Genomic DNA, 18,277 nt, shown 5'->3' with positions numbered 1-18,277 from the left:
CCGTCTGCCACGAGTCGCGCCACGAAGAACGAGCCCTCCGTTTGAAGGGCAGCAACCTCGCAGCATTATGTGTTCCTGAAAAATACCCTCGTATGCTTCAAGACACGTAGTGCTAGCCGGCCAGCACGGCGGTGACGGCGTTGAAGGCGCCTGGCGTGACCAGGCCGGGGGCCAGGGTGAAAACCATGGCGTTGGCGGCCGTTACGGGGCTCTCGGCCGTGGCGCCCTGGTAGAGGTTGTCCAGGTAGGCGGCCTGGCTGACCGGGTTGGACAGGATTTCGCCGTACACGGCCAGCCATTCCCCGGGCGTGGCCAGGCTTTGGCCGTAGGCCTCGCTGTAGGTGTATTCCTTGCCCCAGGTGGGCGTGGCCGACTGGAGGTCGAGGGTGTAGGTGGTCTCGTCGAGCAGGGCATAGGTCCCGGTGTCGTAGGTGTAGACCTGATAGCCGGGATTGTTGCCGAAAACCGGCGAGATCGACGGGGCGATGCGCATGAGGCTGGCCGCGCCCGAGCCGTCGTCGGCCACAAGGAGCCGGAAATCGTCGTTGTGGGTGTGGCCGGCGAAGGTGGCGGCAATGGTCCCCGAATAGGCCAGTTCCAGGGAGACGAACGCGTTGTTGAAGCCGTCGTCGAGCATGCCCGAATAGGTGTACTGCCCGGTCTGCCCGGCCGCGTCGACGACCATGGTGTCATCGGCGCCGACCGGAATGTGCGCCACGACCCAGACTTTCTGGAAATTCGCGGCCGATTCGGCCAATTCCCCGGCGAACCAGGCCAGTTCCACCATGCCCGGCCCCGGGTCGTCGTACTCGCTGATCCAGAGGTTGTCGTTGAGCACGACGTACTTGAGCCCCGTCGGCCCGTCGGGCTCCACGGCGTAGTAGCCGCCCATGGCGTAGCTGGTGGCAAAGGCCGCCCGGTCCGCGTCGTTGTTGAAAAAGGCCTGGGCGATGACCGGGGCCGAATTGACGAGGTAGGCGTCGCCGGGCCGGGCGCCGATGCTGCCGAGCAGGTTGTCGGTGTCGCAGTTGCCGTCGGCCACGAGCACCGTGGCGTTGGAGAAGCGGCTGTCCACCTCGCTGACGAAGAACTGGACGGTCTTTTGGGCGAAGGCGCCCAGGCCGGCCTGGCTCGTGTCGCCGGTCAGGGCGGCGTAATCCGCCGGGAAATCATGGCCGAGGATGTCGCCGGGATAAATGATGACGGAGACGTTGCCGGCCCGGGCGGCCATGTCGTCGAGGGCCGATTCGAACAGGGCGTAGTTGCTGTCGCTGCCATAGGCCGAATAGGCGGTACTGCCCGACGCGGCCAGGATGCCCTTCCAGGCCGACACGTCGGCGGCGGCCAGGGCCGGCACCAGGGACGGGTCGGCAAAGGGGTCGAAGTGCACGTCGGAAAAAAGGAGAACCGTACCCGAGTTGCCCGCGCTGGCCATATGCCCTTCCCACCGGGAGGCCCGGCTGCACCGTCTGGGGATTGGGCTGTCTCGCCGGTTCGCTGCGAAGTGTCAAGGGCGGCGAGGCTTACGGCAGGGCGTAGAATTCCGCCGGGGCCAGTTCCGTGGACTCGAACCAGCCACGCTCGGAGAGGTGGCGGCGGATGTCCTGGCACAGTTCGCACTTGTTCACGTAGCCCTCGGGGCTGGCCGTGAAATCCTCGAGGTTGGCGGCGTAGTCGTAGAGCCCCCGGATGCCGGATTCGGCCAGGGTGGACAGGATGGGGTAGAATTCCGGGTCCAGCGGCTCGCCCAGGTCCTTGACCCGGATGGCCAGCCCCGAACACAGGCCCGGCGTGTAGTCGCCGTAGAGGTCCATGTGGAAATGGCTGGCGTCGGTGAGTTCCCCCCGGCAGTCGGCCGAGGCGCCGGCCAGGACCATTGCCACCGGTTTGCGGCCGAGGACCGGGCCGAACAGGTCGAAGGCCCGCCCGCCCAGATGGATCCAGACGCGCTCCAGGATCCGCCCCGGGTAGTCCGGCCCGAACCGCTCCAGGTACTCCCGGAAGGGATGGGTCGTGTCCGGGTCGAAGGCCCGCAAATCGCCCAGGAAATGCTCCTGCCAGGGGAGGACCTCCAGGCCGGCGCGCCTGGCCGCCTCGATGGTCCCCAGGGTCTTGCGCAGGGGAATGAAGCCGTTGTGCATGGGCGAGATGGACACCAGCAGGCGGGAAAGGCCCATGGAACCCAGTTCGGCCAGGATCTCCGCGGCTTCGCCTGCATCCTCGAACCAGGAGCCGCTGGTCTCCACGTATTCGATGGGCATGCCGGCTTCGGCCGCCGCCGCCAGCACGCCGGCCAGGGAAAGCGGATCGGCCAGGGGCTCGCCGCCGCCCACATGCATGGCCGTGGCCCCCAGCGACAAGGCCTTGGCGAAAAGCTCCGTGGCCATGCCCTGGTCGATGTACTCGGGCGCCCGGGCCGGACCGCCGCGATAGAGGCAATGCGGGCAAGCGCTTTGACACCGGTAGGTGGCGATGAGCCCGCCCGAGCGCAGGCGCGTGACAGCCAGGGACATGCGGCGTCAGCCTTTGGTCCGCGCCGCCAGGGCGGTCAGGACGTCGGCGGCATGGCCCGCCGCCTTGGCCACCTTGGGCCAGGCCTGGCCAACCACGCCGGCGGGGTCGATGAGGAAGGTGGAGCGCACCGTGCCCAGGCACTCCTTGCCGCAGGCCTTTTTCATCCGCCACACGCCATAGGCGTTGTGGGCCACAAGCTCGGGATCGGAAAGCAGCAGGACCTTGAGGTCGTTTTTCTCGATGAATTTGGCGTGGGAGGCCGGCTTGTCGCGGCTCACGCCGACCACGGCCGCGCCCAGGTCGGCGAATCGCGGCAACAGGTTCGAAAATTCCAGGGCCTCGGTGGTGCAGCCGCTGGTCGCGTCCTTGGGGTAGAAATACAGGACCAGGTACCGGCCGGCGAAATCGGCCAGGGAATGGACCGCGCCGGTGGCGTCGGGCAGGGAGAAACCCGGGGCGGGGTCGCCGGGCTTGGGCCAGGGTTCGTCGCTCATGGTCGCTCCGCTGCGGCCGGGGACGGCAGGTCCGTGGCGGCCAGCTGCTTGTGGATCACGTCGATATCTTCCACGGGATACCGTTGACGCAAGTAGAAATAGCGGTCCACCACCTTGAGCACATAATCCCGTGTCTCGTCAAAGGGGGGGACGCCGCCGTGCCGGGCCACGGCGCCCGGGCCGGCGTTGTAGGCGGCCAGGGCCATGACCTCGGTGCGGAACTTGTCCAGCATGGCCTTGAGGTAGCGCGTGCCGGCGGCGATGTTGCGCTCGGGGTCGAAGGGCTCGGTCAGGCCCAGGAGCTTCTGGGTGTCGGGCATGATCTGCATCAGGCCCTGGGCGCCCTTGGGCGAGACGGCGCAGGCGTTGAAACGGGATTCCTGCTCGATGACGGCATAGACCAGGCGCGGGTCGAGGCCGTTTTTGCGGCTGTGGATGTTGACCAGGCGCAACAGTTTCTTGTCCTCGATGAGCGCCGGATAGCGACAGGCCACGGGCGCGCCCCCGTCGAACCGGCGGCCGGTCTGGCGCAGGGAAGCGTCACGCTTGGCCGCGGCCACGGGATCGGGCAGGGCCAGGCCATGGATCTCCGTGACCGGCATGGGCGCGGTCGCCATTTTCGGACCGGCCGCCAGGGCCGGCACGGTCTGAAGGCAAAGCAGCATGGCGGCCACGGCCGCCGAACTTGGACGCATGGAACAGGGCTCCTTGGCGACGTACCCCTTGCCCCTACCTTCTTCGCCAGGGATTGACAAGAAACGGGGTCAGCGAACCTGACGCCGCCAGCGGTCGATGGTGTCGTCGATAAAGGCCGTGTCGTTACACGGCCGGCTCCAAACGGCGGAAAATCGCGCCGTGTCGCTGCGCGGCCGCTCGTCGTCGGCCAGGTCGCGCAGCCGGATGCGCATGGGCACGGGCACGCCCTCGCCCACCACCACCGCTTCCTGGGTGCGCAGCGCCGGCAGGGTCGACAGCAGGCCGGCCGCGTTTTCCGGCATGGCCCGGCGCACGAACACCTGGTCCTGCTCGTTGCTCATGCGCAGCGACACGAGGGTGTTGACCTGGGACAGCACCGTCTCGGAGATTTCCGAGGGCCGCTGGGTGACCAGGCCCAGGGAAACGCCGTACTTGCGGCCCTCCTTGGCGATGCGCGACAAGGCCCGGCGCGTGGGGCCGAAGGCGGCGGCGGAGTCGCGCGGCACGTAGCGGTGGGCTTCCTCGCACACCAGCAGCACCGGCACGCCCCGGCCCCGCTCGGCCCACAGGGCGAAATCGAAGATCAGTCGGCACAGCACCGAAACCACCACGTCCACGATCTCGGCCGGCACGCCGGCCAGGTTGAAGATGGTCAGCGGCCGCCCCCCGGCCGGCAGGCGCAAATACCGCGACAGCACCGCGGCCATGTTGTCCTCGATGGTGAGCTGGCCGAACATGAAGGCGAAGCGCCGGTCCCGGCGCAGGGCGTCGAAACGGGCCGTCAGGCGCAGGTAGGGAATGGAGCTTTCGGGCTTGTCCAGGCGGCCCATGCCGATTTTGAGCAGCTCCGTCACCCGGGCCAGCCGGTAGGGCGTGGGCGTGTCGATGGTCAGCCCGGCCTCGTCGCCCCCGGCGCCGCGCCAGTACTCAGCCTTGGCCGCCAGCACGCATTCCTTGAGGATGTTGGCCTCGACCTCGCGGTAGGGCCGCTCGGAACTGCAAAAAACCTGCACCATCTCCTCGAAGTCGAGCAGCCAATAGGGCAGCGCCAGGGTGTCGGGGGTGACGGATTCGGCCCGGTCGCCGAAGGCGGCCGCGTACTCGTCGTGGGGGTCGAGCAGCACGATGTGGCCCTCGGGATGGGCGTCGAGGACGGTGCGCAAAAGCACGGCCACGGTGCAGGACTTGCCCGAGCCGGTGGTGCCGAGCACGGCGAAATGCTTGCCCAGGAAATCGTCCACCACCATGAAGGCCGGCACGTCCGGGTCCTGGTGCAGGCTGCCGATGCGCACGCTGGATTTGGCCGGCTTGGCGTAGATGCGGGCCAGGTCGCCCGTCACGGCCAGCTTGACCGGCCCACCCAGGCGGGGGCTGACCGTCACGCCGCGCGTAAAGGTGAATTCCTCGCACTCCGGCCCCATGCTCTCGCCCAAAAGGGCCAGCCGGGCCAGGTGCCGGTCCGCCGCCTCGGGCCTGCCCGACGGTGACGGGATGGACAAGGCCTGGACCAACCCGAACACCATGGACCGCTGGGAGGCGATGACCGCCATGTCGCCCAGGGCCACCTCGCCGGCGACGAGAGGATCGAGCACCACCGTCACCTCCGGCCCCTCCACCGCCGATACGTAGCCGATCACCTTGCGTTGCATAGGAAAGATGCCTCCGGCGGCCGGGGGGGGATAATCCCCCCCGTACCCCCTTGATGGGGGCGGCGCGGTGGTGCCGGCTGCAAAGCCAGCCGGCACCACCGCGCCGCCCCAACAAAAGGTTCCAGGAAGACAAACGGCAAATCCGCTGCTTCCTCATTGTAAAACTCTTCACCTGCGGCGCTTCGCCGCTGGCGCCCGTGGTGCCGGAAATGGGCCTTGCGTGCTGGCCGGCTTTGCGGCCAGTGTCGCAAGGCCCATTTCCGGCACCACAACGACCGACGCCCCGCCGCCCGACGTTCCCGACCGCTTTTTCACCCGCACCGTCGAGGGGGTCCGGGGGGCATCATGCCCCCCGGCCGCCGGAGGCATCTTCTCTCTTCTCTCCCCCCCCGCTTCACCCCTACCGCCGCGCCGGCGTCAGGCCGTGCTCGAAGTCGTCCAGTTCCCGGCGCAGTTCCGGGCAGCGCTTGACCCCGTAGCCATGCCCCAGGCGCAGCCGGCACACGGCCTTGGGCAGGGACAGGATCAGGTGCACGGTGCAGGGGCCGGGATAGCGGCGCAGGATGTCGGCCAGGGGGTCGAGGGGCACGGGCGTCTCCTCGGGGCAGGCCAGGACCACCTCCACGGGCTCCTCGCTGCCGCCGATGATCTTGGCCAGGGGGTCGATGCGCACGGCTTGCAGCTTGATGAGTTTCTTGCCTTCGGCCTGGGCGTCTTCGGACTGGCCGATCTTGGCCGTGAGGAAAAGCGGCGCGTCGCCGGTCAGGTGGTCCCGGCATTCGGCGTAGCAGTCCGAGAAGACCACCACCTCGGCCTCGCCGCCCAGGTGGTCCTCCAGCTTGCAGAAGGCCATTTTCTGGCCTTTTTTGGTGATGATTTCCTTGGTGGAGACGCAGATGCAGGCGACTTTCACCTCGACGCCGGGCTCGATGCCGGCGCACTGGGCGAGCGTGGTCGTGCGCATGGCCCGCAGGTCGCGCTCGTAGGCCAGAAGCGGATGGCTGGTCAGGTAGAAGCCCAGGGCTTCCTTTTCGAAGCCCATCATCTCCTCGTGGAGCCATTCGGGCATGTCCGCCTCGGGGCAGGCAAGCCCCAGGCCCGTGGTGGGTTTGGGCTTTTCGGGCACGAGCGTCATGAGCGACAGCCGGCCGTCGTTCTTGTCGGCCGCCCGTTTCTGGCCCACGGCCACGGCCTGGTCGAGGCCGGCGAAAAGCCCGGCCCGCGAACAGCCAAATCCGTCGCAGGCCCCGCATTTGATGAGGTATTCGATGACGCGCTTGGTGATCTTGCGGTTCACGCGCGTGGAAAAATCGAGCAGCGAGCTGAAGGGGCCGTTCTGCTCGCGTTCGGCCACGATTTCGAGCACCGCGTCGCGGCCGATGTTTTTGACGGCGGCCAGGCCGTAGAGGATCTTGTTGTCCTTGACGGAAAAGTGGGGATGGCCGGCGTTGACGTCCGGGGGCAGCAGCGTGATGTCGTTGTCGCGGCAGGCGGCGATGTATTGCAGGAGCTTTTCCTGGTTTTCCATGTCCGAGGTCATCAGCGCCGCCATGAAGGCCACCGGGTAATGGGCCTTCAAATAGGCCGTGTGGTAGGAGATGAGGGCGTAGGCGGCGCTGTGGGACTTGTTGAAGCCGTACTCGGCGAACTTCTCCATCAAGTCGAAGATCTCGTTGGCCTTTTTGGCCTCGATGCCGTTGCCGGCGCAGCCGTCGACGAAAAAGCCGCGCTGCTTGGCCATCTCTTCGGCGTTTTTCTTGCCCATGGCCCGGCGCAGCAGGTCGCCGGCGCCGAGTGAAAAGCTGGCCAGCACCTGGGCGATCTTCATGACCTGTTCCTGGTAGACGATGACGCCGTAGGTCGGCTTCAAGGTCTCCTCCAGGAGGTCGTGGGGATAGACGACCGGGTCCTCGCCGTGCTTGCGGCGGATGAACTGCTCGACCATGCCCGACCCGAGCGGCCCGGGGCGGTAGAGGGCGAGCATGGCGATCAGGTCTTCGAAGCAGTTGGGCCTCAGCATCCGCAGGTATTTGCGCATGCCCTGGCTTTCCACCTGGAAGATGCCGTCGGTGTCGCCCTTGGCGAAGAGTTCGTAGGTTTTCTCGTCGGTCAGCGCCAGGGTGTCCAGGTCCGGCGGCTCGGCGCCCATCTCCTTGATGATTTTCAGGGCATCGTCGATGACCGTCATGGTCTTGAGGCCCAGGAAGTCGAACTTGACCAGCCCGGCCTTCTCCACCCGCTTCATGTCCCACTGGGTCACGGTTTCGTTGTTCTTGCCCTTGTACAGCGGGACGTACTCGGTCATGGCCGTGTCGGAGACGACCACGCCGGCGGCGTGGGTGGAGGCGTGTCGGGCCAGGCCCTCCAGGCGGCGGGAGACGTCGATGAGGCGGGCGATGCGGGGGTCGGTGCGCATGAGCGCCTTGAGTTCCGGCTCGCGCTCGAGCGCCTTGTCGATGGTCATCTTGAGCTCTTCGGGGATGAGCTTGGCGATGCGGTCGGTCTCGCCGAAGGTCATGCCCAGCGCCCGGCCCACGTCGCGCACCACGGCCTTGGCCTTCATGGTGCCGAACGTGGTGATTTGCGCCACGGCGTCCTCGCCGTAGCGCTCGGTGACGTAGCGGATGACCTCGTAGCGGCGGCGCTCGCAGAAATCGACGTCGATATCGGGCATGCTCACGCGTTCGATATTGAGGAAGCGCTCGAAGAGCAGATCGTAGGGCAGCGGGTCGAGGTTGGTGATGCGCAGCGCATAGGCGACCAGCGACCCAGCCGCCGAGCCGCGACCCGGGCCGACCGGGATGCCGTGGTCCTTGGCCCAGTTGATGAAGTCCTGGACGATGAGGAAATAGCCCGGGAAGCCCATCTGCTTGATGACGTCGAGTTCGAGCTCCAGGCGGTCCCAGTATTTTTTGGGCTCGGCTTCCGGCATCTTGGCCAGCCGGTCCGTGAGGCCGGCCCGGGCCATGTCGGCCATGACGTCGTCCAGGGACTTGCCGGGCGGGGTCTTGTAGACCGGGAAATGGTAGTCGCCGAACTTGAGCGACAGGTCGATGCGCTCGGCGATCTCGCAGGTGTTGGCCAGGGCTTGCGGCAGGCCGGGAAAGGCGGCGGCCATCTCGTCGGGCGTGCGGTAGTAGAGGTCCTTGGTGGTAAAGCGCATGCGCTTTTCGTCGTCCACGCAGGCGGCGGTCTGGATGCACAGCAGGATGTCGTGGGCCTCGGCGTCGTCGGCCCGCAGGTAGTGGCAGTCGTTGGTGGCGACAAGCGGGAGCTTGAGGTCGTCGGCCAGTTCGATGAGGAAATTGTTGACCGTGGCCTGCTCGGGAATGCCGTTGGCCTGGATCTCCAGGTAGAAGCGGTCCGGGAACAGGGCCATGTATTCCCGGGTCATGGCCACGGCCCGGTCCTTGCCCTGCTTGAGGAGCTTCTGGTTGACCTCGCCCTTGAGGCAGGCCGACAGGGCGATCAGGCCCTCGCCGTACTTGCCGAGCAGCTCCTTGTCCACGCGCGGCTTGTAGTGGAAGCCCTCGGTGTGCCCCAGCGTCACGAGCTTGAGCAGGTTGTGGTAGCCGGTCATGTTCTGGGCCAAAAGCACCAGGTGGTAGCGCGGCGACTTGGGTTCGCGGTCGCGGCGGCTGCCGTCGGCCACGTAGACCTCGCAGCCGATAATGGGCTTGAGCCCGGCTTTCTTGGCCGTGTCGTAAAAAATCAGCGCGCCGTGGAGGTTGCCGTGGTCGGTGATGGCCGCGGCCGGCGAGCCGAAGGACGCGGCCGTCTTGACGAGGTCGCCGATGCGGATAGCCCCGTCGAGGAGGCTGTATTCGGTGTGGCAGTGCAGGTGGACGAAATCGGGCATGGTGCTATGGGGGTAAGAAATGGACCGGCGCGGGACATCCCGCCGGGGATGTCATAGCGCACAAGACCCCGTCTGGAAACGGGGCGGATATCGTTGGGGAAGCGGAGGCAGGCGTCAGGACCAGCGCTGGACTTCGAGGATGTTGCCCTCGGGGTCGCGCAGGTACTGGAAGGACAACCGGCCGACGCCCGGCACGTCGCGGCGGGCGATGTCCCCCACGGCCGCACCGCCGGCGGCGATCACGGCCGCGGCCACGGCCGCCACGTCGTCGACGAGAAAGGCGATGTGGGCAAACCCCGGGGTGTTGGCGGCGATTTCGGGATGGTCGGGCATGGCGTCGTAGGAGAAGATTTCCAGCGTCGGGCCGGTGTCGCCGTGGCCGGGCAGGCGCAGGTGGACGCCGGTGATGTGCGAGCCGTGGATGCCGGTGGCCGCGTCGAGCCAGTCGCCGGAGAGGTCCCGTTCGGGCGGCACGGGCTTGCAGTCGAAGAGGCGGACGTAAAACGAGGCCAGGGCGCGCCAATCGCGGGCGATGATGTTGGTGTGGACATAGCGGATGGACATGGGAACTCCTTGGGCGCTGCGGCGGCGGCCCACAGGATAGCCAAGGGGCGCATCGGGCGCAACCGGGCCGCGCCGTTGGGGATGCCCAACGGCTCCCCCCAACACCCACCCTCTTTCCCGAGTTCCTTGCTTCCGTTTTCCCGTTTCCTCGGCTATACGCAAAGGGCGGCGCGAGACTTGGCGGCGTCGCGGCGACGAAACGCGCGTCCACACGCAAAGGCCAAGATGCCCCAGCCCGCAAGCGCGAAGAAATTCCTGTCCGGTCCGGCGCTCGTCGTGTGCATCGCCGCCATCCTGACCGTCTGCTCCCTGGAAGGGATCACCATCCCCAACCCGGTGCTGTTTTTCTCCCTGGCCATCGTCCTGTCCTCGTTTGTCGGCGGCACGGCCTCGGGCCTGACAAGCGTCGGCGTCACCTTGGCCTTTCTGCTTTTCTACTGGTCCAAACCAGGGGAGTTCCTCGCCTACCGCGGCCAGGACATCATCCGCTTCGTCGTCTTTCTCGCCACCATGCCGGCCATGGCCGTGCTCGTGGGCCTGCTGGAACGGAAAAACAGGCTGCGCATCGCGGAAATCGAAACCCAGGCCCGGGAACTCGCCGACAGCCGCCGCCGGCTCGCCCGGGCCGAACGCGTCGCCGGCATGGGCAACTGGGAAGTCGACATCGACACCGCCACGCTTTTCGCCTCGCAAGGGGCCCAGCGGATATACGGTATCGGCGAAGGGCCCTACTCGCTTCTGGATGTCCAGCATATCCCGCTGCCCCCCTACCGCCGCGCCCTGAACGAGGCCCTGCGCAACCTCCTGACCCACCGGAGCGAATACGACCTGACCTTCAAGATACGCCGCCCCACGGACGGCGCCATCATCGACATCCACTCCCGGGCCGTTTTCGACGCCGCCGCGAGGAAAGTCTTCGGCACCATCCAGGATGTCACCACCCACAAGGCCATCGAGGCGGCGCTTATCGAATCCACCACGCGGGCCGAAGCGGCCAACAAGGCCAAGAGCGCCTTCCTGGCCAACATGAGCCACGAGATACGCACCCCCCTCAACGGCATCCTGGGCACGCTCCAGGCCCTGGAAGACACCGTCCTCGTCGAGGAGCAACGCAACCTGCTGGCCGCGGCCATGCGCGCCTCGAAACGCCTGGCCCAGCTGTTAAGCGACATCCTGGACCTGTCGCGCATCGAATCCGGGAAAATGCCGGTCTTCACGGACCGTTTCGAACCCGGCGCCCTGGTCACCGCCATCGACGACATCTTCCAGGGCGCCGCTCGCCAAGCCGGCCTGTCGCTGCGCTGCCAGGTCGCCCCCGGCCTGCCCCGGACGCTTATCGGCGACGAGATGCGCATCCGGCAGATCCTGTTCAACCTCGTCGGCAACGCCATCAAGTTCACCGGCCAGGGCGGCATCACCGTCTCCATCGACCCCCTCGGCCGACACGGCCACGACATCCGGGTCCTTTTTACCGTGTCCGACTCGGGTCCGGGCATCCCCGACGCCTTTCTCGAGCAACTCTGCGAACCCTTCACCCAGGCCGCCGACCTGGCCGCCCACTGCCACCAGGGCGCGGGGCTCGGCCTGTCCATCGTCAGCAAACTCGCCCGGCTGCTGCGGGGCGAAGTGGCCATCGAAAGCGAACCCGGACGCGGCACCACCATCTACCTGTCCCTGCCGCTTCGCCTGCCCGAGGCCAAGGACGTCCCGGCAGCCGCCAACGACAAGGCCGATTCCCCGCCTACCGGCAGGAACCTGCGCATCCTGCTGGCTGAGGACGACACCATCAGCGCCCTGGCCTGCAGGCATCTGCTGGAAAAACTGGGGCACGCGGTCGCGACCGCGCCAAACGGCCGGGAGGCCGTGGAGCGGTTCGCCGCAGAGGATTTCGACCTCATTTTGATGGATATCCAGATGCCGGTGCTCGACGGGATCGAGGCCACGCGGGAAATCCGCGACGCTGGCCGATACGGCGACAAGGCGGCCATCCCCATCATCGCCATGACCGCCTTCGCCATGGCCGGCGACAAGGAACGCTTCCTGGCTGGCGGCATGGACGGCTACATCGCCAAACCCGTGGACCGCGACAAACTGCGCCAAAACATCGACCACGTCCTGGGGCAGGCCCGGCCCAGCCCCCAGGCCGGCCGCAAGCCCGAGGATCCCGCCTCATGAAAGCCCTTTTTGCGACCCGCTGCCGCTACAACGCCTGGGCCAACGCCCGGCTGTACGCCGCCATGGCCAGCCTAGCCCCCGAAACCCTGGCCGCGCCGAGTGCCGTCAATTTCGGCTCCATCGTCGCCATCGCCAACCACCTCGTCCTGGCCGACCGGCTGTGGCTGACCCGTTTCACCGGCCAGGGGCAGCCCGTACCCAGCGTGGACGCCGTACCCTACCCGGCCCTGGCCGACCTGCGCGCCGCCTGCCGTATCGAGGAAGCCCGGGCCGAGGCCTTCTGCCGCGGCCTCGATGCGGCCCGCCTGGGCGAAACCCTGTCCTACGTCACCACCGACGGCACGCCCATGGCCCTGCCGCTGGCCCTTTGCCTGGACCACTTCTTCAACCACCAGACCCACCACCGCGGGCAGATCCACGGCCTGCTCGGCGCCCATGGCCTCAAGGCGGCGGACATCGACCTGCTCGGCTTCGAGCGCGAAACCGCCACCTACGCCGGGCTTGGCCAGGCCTGACGCGCCCGCCAGGAAACGGCCCTTTTTTCGGGCCGGGCACCAGCCGGCCCGCCTTGCCTCGCCCGGGGAAACCCGTTACCCCCGAGGCCATGCTGTCGTTTTTCCTCAAGGGCTTCGCCATCGGCGCCATCATCGCCATGCCCTTTGGCGCCGTGGGCATGCTGTGCCTGCAACGGGCCATCGCCCAGGGGCTGCGGGTGGGGCTGCTCTCCGGCATGGGCGCGGCCGCGGCCGATGCCTTCTACGGCGCGGTGGCCGCCTTCGGCCTGACCTACATTTCCGATTTCCTGGCCGAAAACGCCCGCATCCTCCAGGCGGCCGGGGGCGTGTTCCTCGTCGGCATGGGCCTGCGCCTGCTGCTGGCCACGGCCGCGCCCAAGCCGGCCGCGCCCCCCAAACGGCGCTACGCCGGGGCGTTCGCCTCCATCTTCCTGCTCACCCTGACCAATCCCCTGACCGTGGTCGGTTTTTTGGCCATTTTCGCCGGCTTTGGCCTCGGCCGCATCGAGGCCAAGGCGGCCGAGGCCACGGCCGTGGTGGCCGGGGTGTTTTGCGGCTCCATGCTCTGGTGGGCGGCCATCGCCTTGGGGGGAAAACTGCTGCGCCTGCGGCTTTTGGCGCACCTGCGGACCATCAAGCGGGTGTGCGGCGCGATGCTGGCCGCCTTCGGGCTGTGGGCGGTCTTTTTCGCGGCCTAGCGTCGCGCCCTCGAGGCGCACAGAGGCGCATCCGAGCGCAACAGCGAGGAGGAATGGATTGTTTGAAAAATACTTTCGTATTTTCTCAAGGGGCGCGGCCTAGAACGAACCGGCCTCGGGCACGGCGCACGTGGACGGCTCCGCGCGGCACAGCTCCTCGCGAAAGGTTGCCACCCGCCGGGAAATCACCGACAGGCCCGTGAAGGGAAAGGAGGCCATGGCCGCCTTGTAGGGGGCCGGGTCGTCGAGCAGGCGGGCCAGGCGCTCGCCGATGGTGGCGGGGGTCAGGGCGTCCCAGGGCAGGAATTCGATCAGCCCCTTGGCGCTTAAAACCTCGGCCCGGATGCGCTGCTCCAGGCGCGGCACCTCGCGGGGCACCACCAGGCAGGGCTTGCCCAGGGAGAGTATCTCGCAGGTGGTGTTGTAGCCGCCCATGGTCACCACGACGTCGGCCAGGCCCAAAAGCGTCTCCATGCGGCGGTAGAAGTGGTAGAACCGGGCCCGCAGCCGCCCGGCCCGCCGGGCCACGGCCTCGCGGTCGGACTTGGGCATGAAAGGCCCCGAGACGAAGACCACCCGGTGCTGGGGCAGGCCACCGGCCTCCAGCATGCCGAGGTAGGCGTCCATGAGGGGATAGCCATCGCCGCCGCCGCCGGTGGTCACCACCACCAGCTTCTCCTCGGGCGACAGCCGCTCCTCGCGCCGCACCCGGGCCATGGACTGGGCCGAGGGCACGTGGCGCGGAATGTAGCCGGTGAAAACCATCTTGCGGCTGATGGAGTCGGGGATGGCATACTCGGTGATGGGATCGTACAGGCCCCTGTCCCCGTAGACCCAAATTTCCGAGTAATAGCGGTCGAGCACGTCGTAGACGCCCTTTTCCGCCCATTCGCGGCTGGTGGAGGCGGCATCGTCCATGATGTCGCGAAGCCCCAGGATGGTCTTGGTGCGCGGCATGCGGCGCTTGAGCCACTTGAGCGTGGGGATGACCTCGCGGCGCAGCCCCATGGGTGCCTTGTCCACGATGAACAGGTGGGGCTGGAAGGCCTTGGCCGTGGCCACGATGATGTTGCGCCGGATGTTCAGGGCATGGCGGGCGTTGATCTTGATGGAAAGGGGAAGGTATTCCTCGTTGGTCTTCTTGATCATGCCGGGGATGCGCACGAAATCCACGCCGTCCGGGGTCTCGTAGCGCCCGGCCAGGGGCGAGCCGGTCAGGATGAGGATGTTGACCCCACGCTGGCGCAGGTGCCCGGCGATGGCCATGGTCCGCCGCAGATGCCCCAGACCGTAGGTGTCGTGGGAATACATCAGGATGTTGTATGTCGTGGGGGGCGCCATCGGGGATCAGGGAACGTCGATGCCGAGCTTGCGGTATTCGTTGAGTTTGTTGCGCAGGGTGCGCACCGAGATGCCGAGCAGCTGGGCCGCCTGGGTCCGGTTGCCCTCGGTGCGGTCCAGGCTTTTGATGATCATGTGCCGCTCCATGACCTCCAGGGGCACCACCTCGCCCGTGCCCGGGGCGGGTGCGCCGTCGAAGAGCCTGGCCGCCGCGGCCGGGTCGAAGGCTTCGGCCTCCTCGGCCTCGTCCTCGGCGGTGGCCGCTTCGGCCTCGAGCGCGGGCTCCTCCTGCCAGTTTTCGCCGTCGAGCAGGAAATGGGCCTTGCGGATGGGGCCGGCGCCGGCCAGCAGCACCGCCCGCTCCATGAGGTTTTGCAGCTCGCGCACGTTGCCCGGCCAGTCGTAGCCGACCAGCCATTCCTTGGCGTCCTGGGAAAAGGCCAGGCGCGGCAGGTTGTAGGCCTTGCGGTACTTTTCGACGAAAAAAAGGGCCAGGCGCGGCACGTCCTCGCCGCGGTCGCGAAGCGCCGGCAGTTTGAGCGGAATGACGTTCAAGCGATAGTAGAGGTCCTGGCGGAACTTGCCCTCGGCCACGGCCTCTTCCAGGCGGCGGTTGGTGGTGGCCAGCACGCGCACGTCCACCTGCACGGTCTCGGTGCCGCCCACCCGGTCGAACTCGCTTTCCTGGAGCACGCGCAACAGTTTGGCTTGCAGGCCCAGGTCCATCTCGGAAATTTCGTCGAGGAGGATGGTGCCGCCCGAGGCCAGCTCGAACTTGCCCATCTTGCGGGCGATGGCGCCGGTAAAGGCCCCTTTCTCGTGGCCGAACAGTTCGGACTCCAGGAGGTGTTCCGGCAAGGCGGCGCAGTTGATGGCGACAAACGGCCCCTCGGACCGGTCGGAACTGGCGTGGAGGTAGCGGGCGAACATCTCCTTGCCCGTGCCGGATTCGCCGGAAATGAGCACCGTGGCCTTGGATTTGGCCACCTGGCGGGCCAGGGCCAGCACCCGTCGGATGAGCGGATGTTCGCCGACGATGGCGAAGCCCTTGCCGGCCACGTCGCCGGGGGCCGGGGCGGCCACGGCGGCCGGCGCGGCCGGGGCCTGGCGCTGGGCCGGGGCCGGCGCCGCTTCGCGCGGCACGACGGCCTGGATCTTCTCCCAGGTCAGGGGTTCGAGCCAGTAGTCGCGGGCGCCGAGTTCCAGGCAGCGGGCCGCCTCGGCGGCGGTGCCCCGGTCGGTGAAAACGATGACCGGCGGGAAGCCGGGCTCTTTTTGGGCCTCGGCCAGCAGGGATTCGGCGGTGTAGACGCCGATCTTGGCCTGGGAAAAGACGACGGCCGGCGGGGACTTGCGCACGGCGGCCAGGGCGGCGGCCAGGGAGTCGACCATGCCGACGGCGAGGCCCGCCTCCTTGAAAAAGGGGAAAAAAGGGGTCACCGCCTGGGCCGGGGCAACGAAAAGAAGCGCCTTTTCCGCCATCGGCGACCTATTAGCCCGAAGTCAAACGGTTTTCAACGGGTTCCCGCGCGATCTCCCGAAATCGTCGCAATTGCCGCCTAGGCCAGCCCGCAGTCGCGCAAAAGCCCGGTGAGCACCTTGTCGCTGTCAAAAAAGTCCCCGGCGATCTCCCGGGCGACCTTGCCGGCGCGCACCGGGTCGGCCTCGGCGGCGCGCAGGGCCGCCACCGCGCCGTCGTGGCCCTCGAAGGGAAAAAGCGCCTCGCCCACGGGCAGATAGCGCCCAAAGCCGGTGTCCTCCACCACGGCCGGCCGGCCCGAAGCCAGATAGGTGGCGGTGCGGTCGGAAAACCAGCCGCTTTTGAGCACCACGTTCTGGTCCTTGGCAATGGTGAATTCGCCCCGCGAGCCCCGGATGTAGTCGCGATAAACGTCCGGGTCGCGCGAAACCGCAAGTCCCTCGCGCACCTCCCAGCCGGCCGAGGCGTAGCGCCAGGCGTCGTCGCACATGCCGCTCATGGCCATGCCCAGGGGAATGTTGCGCAGGGTGGTGGGCAGGTCGAGGATGGCCTCGTATTTGACGTTTTTGCGCCAGGAAAGCCGGCGCCCGGCCACTTCCACGTCCCGGTCCCGGGCCTCCCAGGTGCCGATGGTGGTGTAGCGGTCGCCCCGGCCCTGGCCGACGGGCCAGTGGTCCAGGATCACCGGCGGCAACAGCGGCTTCCAGTCCACGTCGGACAGGGGCACCTCGGTGCCGCCGCCGGGCAGGTTGTAGCCGTAGGTGAAGCAGACGTCATGGCGGTGGTAGTAGTCGTGGGTCCAGGGGTCGCCGGCCACCTTGACCTGGGTGAAGACCGGGTCGGTGTCGATGACGGCCGTGACCGGGGCCTGGAAGTACTCGTCCTTGAGGGGCAGCACGGCGGAAACGTTGAGGAAGAAGTCGGCCTCGGCCAGGCGGCGGTCCAGCGTCGCCCGGTCCATGCCGTAGAGCTTGCCCTCGATCTCGCTGACATAGGCCCAGCGGCCGGCCAGGCCGGCCCGGCGAAACAGCCGGTCGACCGTTTCGCGGCCCCGCACGGAATTGTCCACGGGGTGCCCGAGGACCGGGTCGAACGGGTAGGCCCAGTTGGACGTGTCTTCCAGAAACGTGACTTCATGGCCGAGCCGGGCCAGCCCCTCGGCGAAATGCAGCATCATCCACAACTGACCGCCCAGGGGAAAGCCCACGGCAAACCCGGCGATCACGATACGCAACGATCGTTTCATGCCCCTTGCTAATTCCCGGTCTTACCCTTTCCGTCGAACCACAATTTCGCGCCCTGGTCCACGGTGACCACGGGCACGGCCTTTTGCTTGAGAAACGCGGCCAACTGGTCCAGCTTGGCCGCGTCCCAGGGCTCCCAACCGAGGTCGGAGCCGATGCCGTGCAGGCAGAAGACGACCCAGGCGTTTTCTCGAATGGCGTGTTCCTTGACCAGGCCGATGATGGACTCGGCCGGGTCGTTGGCGTGGACCACGTAGCGTTTGATCCAGTAGCGGTCGGTGGCCCCCTTGCGATTGCAGTCGTCGCCGCCGTCGGCGACCTGACTGTAGAAGCGCTTGGCCAGGGCGCTCATTTCCGGGGTCCAATAGTTGTGGGGCGTCACGTAGGTATTGACCGTGAAGCCCAGGCCGGTGAGTACCTTCTTGGACTCCTCCAGTTCGCGCTCGTAGGAGATGGCCCGGATCTGTTGTTTCTCGGCGCTTTCCGGGTCGAAGGGATGGACGGTGACCTCGCCGATGAGGTCGTCGAAGTAGTAGCTGCCGGGCTCGCTTTTGACGAGCTTGACGCTGGAGCGCTCCTTGAGGGGGCGGCCGTTTTCCACCAGGCCGGCCAGCTCCTCGTATTTGTACTTGGCGTCATACAGCGTGCGCTGGCCGTTGACCCGGCGCAACAACAGGCATTTTTCCTCGGCCAGGAACTTCGGTATATCAATGGGCCGCTTGTGGGTCAGACTGTGAGAAGCGATTTCCCAGCCGGCCTTTTGCAGTTGGCGCAGTTGGTTTTCATCCATGAAATCCTGATCGCCCACATCCACGCGGTTGGCGATGATAGCCACCGTGGCGGGCAAGCCGTATTTCCCCAAAACAGGAAATGCGTATTGATAAACGCTCTCAAGACCGTCGTCAAAAACCAGGGAAACTATCCCCGCGCGGCTTATGCCGCCCTGCATGAAGCAAAACAAGACAAAAAGGGAAACCGTGATGCAAAGCCTGCGGATCTTTCTCATGGTAAATCCAGGAAGATGCTAAAGACGTGAGCCTCCAGGGGC

General features: G+C 67.0%; 14 protein-coding genes. 3 read left to right on the top strand and 11 right to left on the bottom strand.

The genetic code is table 11. The features are described 5' to 3' along the window. Window positions 1-112 precede the first annotated feature (112 nt). The 7 genes from ACP59X_RS08175 to ACP59X_RS08145 form a co-directional block, all read right to left on the bottom strand. Window positions 113-1,435 (bottom strand): acid sphingomyelinase family protein, encoded by a 1,323-nt coding sequence (locus ACP59X_RS08175; RefSeq protein WP_428567627.1) that lies wholly within the window; start codon window positions 1,433-1,435, stop codon window positions 113-115. A gap of 88 nt (window positions 1,436-1,523) precedes the next feature. Continuing rightward, entirely contained in the window at window positions 1,524-2,513 is a 990-nt protein-coding gene (locus ACP59X_RS08170; RefSeq protein ID WP_428567623.1) for a radical SAM family protein, read from the bottom strand. Window positions 2,514-2,519: 6 nt separating this feature from the next. Next, window positions 2,520-3,008 (bottom strand): peroxiredoxin, encoded by a 489-nt coding sequence (locus ACP59X_RS08165; protein ID WP_428567618.1) that lies wholly within the window; start codon window positions 3,006-3,008, stop codon window positions 2,520-2,522. Beyond that, a complete protein-coding gene (locus ACP59X_RS08160; protein ID WP_428567615.1) occupies window positions 3,005-3,703 on the bottom strand; it encodes a lytic transglycosylase domain-containing protein in 699 nt (232 codons plus the stop codon). The genes ACP59X_RS08165 and ACP59X_RS08160 overlap by 4 nt, the downstream gene beginning before the upstream one ends. Window positions 3,704-3,772: 69 nt before the next feature. Continuing rightward, entirely contained in the window at window positions 3,773-5,353 is a 1,581-nt protein-coding gene (locus ACP59X_RS08155) for an ATP-binding protein (protein ID WP_428567612.1), read from the bottom strand. 400 nt (window positions 5,354-5,753) lie between these two features. Beyond that, window positions 5,754-9,212: a DNA polymerase III subunit alpha gene (gene dnaE, locus ACP59X_RS08150; RefSeq protein ID WP_428567608.1), complete on the bottom strand. Its 3,459-nt coding sequence runs from the start codon at window positions 9,210-9,212 to the stop codon at window positions 5,754-5,756. Window positions 9,213-9,326: 114 nt separating this feature from the next. Then, window positions 9,327-9,776 (bottom strand): VOC family protein, encoded by a 450-nt coding sequence (locus ACP59X_RS08145; RefSeq protein ID WP_428567605.1) that lies wholly within the window; start codon window positions 9,774-9,776, stop codon window positions 9,327-9,329. A 225-nt stretch (window positions 9,777-10,001) separates the two neighbouring features. Here ACP59X_RS08145 and ACP59X_RS08140 point away from each other — a divergent pair, with 225 nt between their 5' ends. From ACP59X_RS08140 to ACP59X_RS08130, 3 genes are all read left to right on the top strand, one after another. Then, window positions 10,002-11,951, top strand: a complete 1,950-nt coding sequence (locus ACP59X_RS08140; RefSeq protein ID WP_428567603.1) for an ATP-binding protein — start codon at window positions 10,002-10,004, stop codon at window positions 11,949-11,951. Beyond that, window positions 11,948-12,466: a DinB family protein gene (locus tag ACP59X_RS08135; RefSeq protein WP_428567601.1), complete on the top strand. Its 519-nt coding sequence runs from the start codon at window positions 11,948-11,950 to the stop codon at window positions 12,464-12,466. The genes ACP59X_RS08140 and ACP59X_RS08135 overlap by 4 nt, the downstream gene beginning before the upstream one ends. An 89-nt stretch (window positions 12,467-12,555) precedes the next feature. After that, window positions 12,556-13,164 (top strand): LysE family translocator, encoded by a 609-nt coding sequence (locus ACP59X_RS08130; RefSeq protein ID WP_428567599.1) that lies wholly within the window; start codon window positions 12,556-12,558, stop codon window positions 13,162-13,164. Window positions 13,165-13,263: 99 nt separating this feature from the next. Here the strand turns inward: ACP59X_RS08130 and ACP59X_RS08125 are convergent, their stop codons facing one another. The 4 genes from ACP59X_RS08125 to ACP59X_RS08110 form a co-directional block, all read right to left on the bottom strand. Beyond that, complete coding sequence (locus ACP59X_RS08125; RefSeq protein WP_428567597.1) at window positions 13,264-14,505, bottom strand: glycosyltransferase family protein; 1,242 nt, start codon at window positions 14,503-14,505, stop codon at window positions 13,264-13,266. A gap of 6 nt (window positions 14,506-14,511) precedes the next feature. Next, window positions 14,512-15,987 (bottom strand): sigma 54-interacting transcriptional regulator, encoded by a 1,476-nt coding sequence (locus tag ACP59X_RS08120; RefSeq protein WP_428567595.1) that lies wholly within the window; start codon window positions 15,985-15,987, stop codon window positions 14,512-14,514. 77 nt (window positions 15,988-16,064) lie between these two features. Further along, on the bottom strand, window positions 16,065-17,231 hold the full coding sequence (locus tag ACP59X_RS08115) for a hypothetical protein (RefSeq protein WP_428567592.1): 1,167 nt from the start codon (window positions 17,229-17,231) through the stop codon (window positions 16,065-16,067). A gap of 8 nt (window positions 17,232-17,239) precedes the next feature. Then, complete coding sequence (locus tag ACP59X_RS08110; RefSeq protein ID WP_428569832.1) at window positions 17,240-18,178, bottom strand: polysaccharide deacetylase family protein; 939 nt, start codon at window positions 18,176-18,178, stop codon at window positions 17,240-17,242. Window positions 18,179-18,277: the final 99 nt, after the last annotated feature.

Source organism: Solidesulfovibrio sp. DCME, assembly GCF_049995385.1.
GTDB lineage: Bacteria > Desulfobacterota > Desulfovibrionia > Desulfovibrionales > Desulfovibrionaceae > Solidesulfovibrio.
Note: the sequence above shows the minus strand (reverse complement) of the source record. Positions and strands in the feature narration are given on the sequence as shown.

Bases quoted from the DNA above. Each gene is read 5' to 3' on its own strand.
- ACP59X_RS08170 (WP_428567623.1), bottom strand. From the start codon at position 2,513: ATGTCCCTGGCTGTCACGCGCCTGCGCTCGGGCGGGCTCATCGCCACC.
- dnaE (WP_428567608.1), bottom strand. From the start codon at position 9,212: ATGCCCGATTTCGTCCACCTGCACTGCCACACCGAATACAGCCTCCTC.
- ACP59X_RS08175 (WP_428567627.1), bottom strand. From the start codon at position 1,435: ATGGCCAGCGCGGGCAACTCGGGTACGGTTCTCCTTTTTTCCGACGTG.
- ACP59X_RS08140 (WP_428567603.1), top strand. From the start codon at position 10,002: ATGCCCCAGCCCGCAAGCGCGAAGAAATTCCTGTCCGGTCCGGCGCTC.
- ACP59X_RS08130 (WP_428567599.1), top strand. From the start codon at position 12,556: ATGCTGTCGTTTTTCCTCAAGGGCTTCGCCATCGGCGCCATCATCGCC.
- ACP59X_RS08125 (WP_428567597.1), bottom strand. From the start codon at position 14,505: ATGGCGCCCCCCACGACATACAACATCCTGATGTATTCCCACGACACC.
- ACP59X_RS08145 (WP_428567605.1), bottom strand. From the start codon at position 9,776: ATGTCCATCCGCTATGTCCACACCAACATCATCGCCCGCGATTGGCGC.
- ACP59X_RS08120 (WP_428567595.1), bottom strand. From the start codon at position 15,987: ATGGCGGAAAAGGCGCTTCTTTTCGTTGCCCCGGCCCAGGCGGTGACC.
- ACP59X_RS08160 (WP_428567615.1), bottom strand. From the start codon at position 3,703: ATGCGTCCAAGTTCGGCGGCCGTGGCCGCCATGCTGCTTTGCCTTCAG.
- ACP59X_RS08115 (WP_428567592.1), bottom strand. From the start codon at position 17,231: ATGAAACGATCGTTGCGTATCGTGATCGCCGGGTTTGCCGTGGGCTTT.
- ACP59X_RS08110 (WP_428569832.1), bottom strand. From the start codon at position 18,178: ATGCAGGGCGGCATAAGCCGCGCGGGGATAGTTTCCCTGGTTTTTGAC.
- ACP59X_RS08155 (WP_428567612.1), bottom strand. From the start codon at position 5,353: ATGCAACGCAAGGTGATCGGCTACGTATCGGCGGTGGAGGGGCCGGAG.
- ACP59X_RS08165 (WP_428567618.1), bottom strand. From the start codon at position 3,008: ATGAGCGACGAACCCTGGCCCAAGCCCGGCGACCCCGCCCCGGGTTTC.
- ACP59X_RS08135 (WP_428567601.1), top strand. From the start codon at position 11,948: ATGAAAGCCCTTTTTGCGACCCGCTGCCGCTACAACGCCTGGGCCAAC.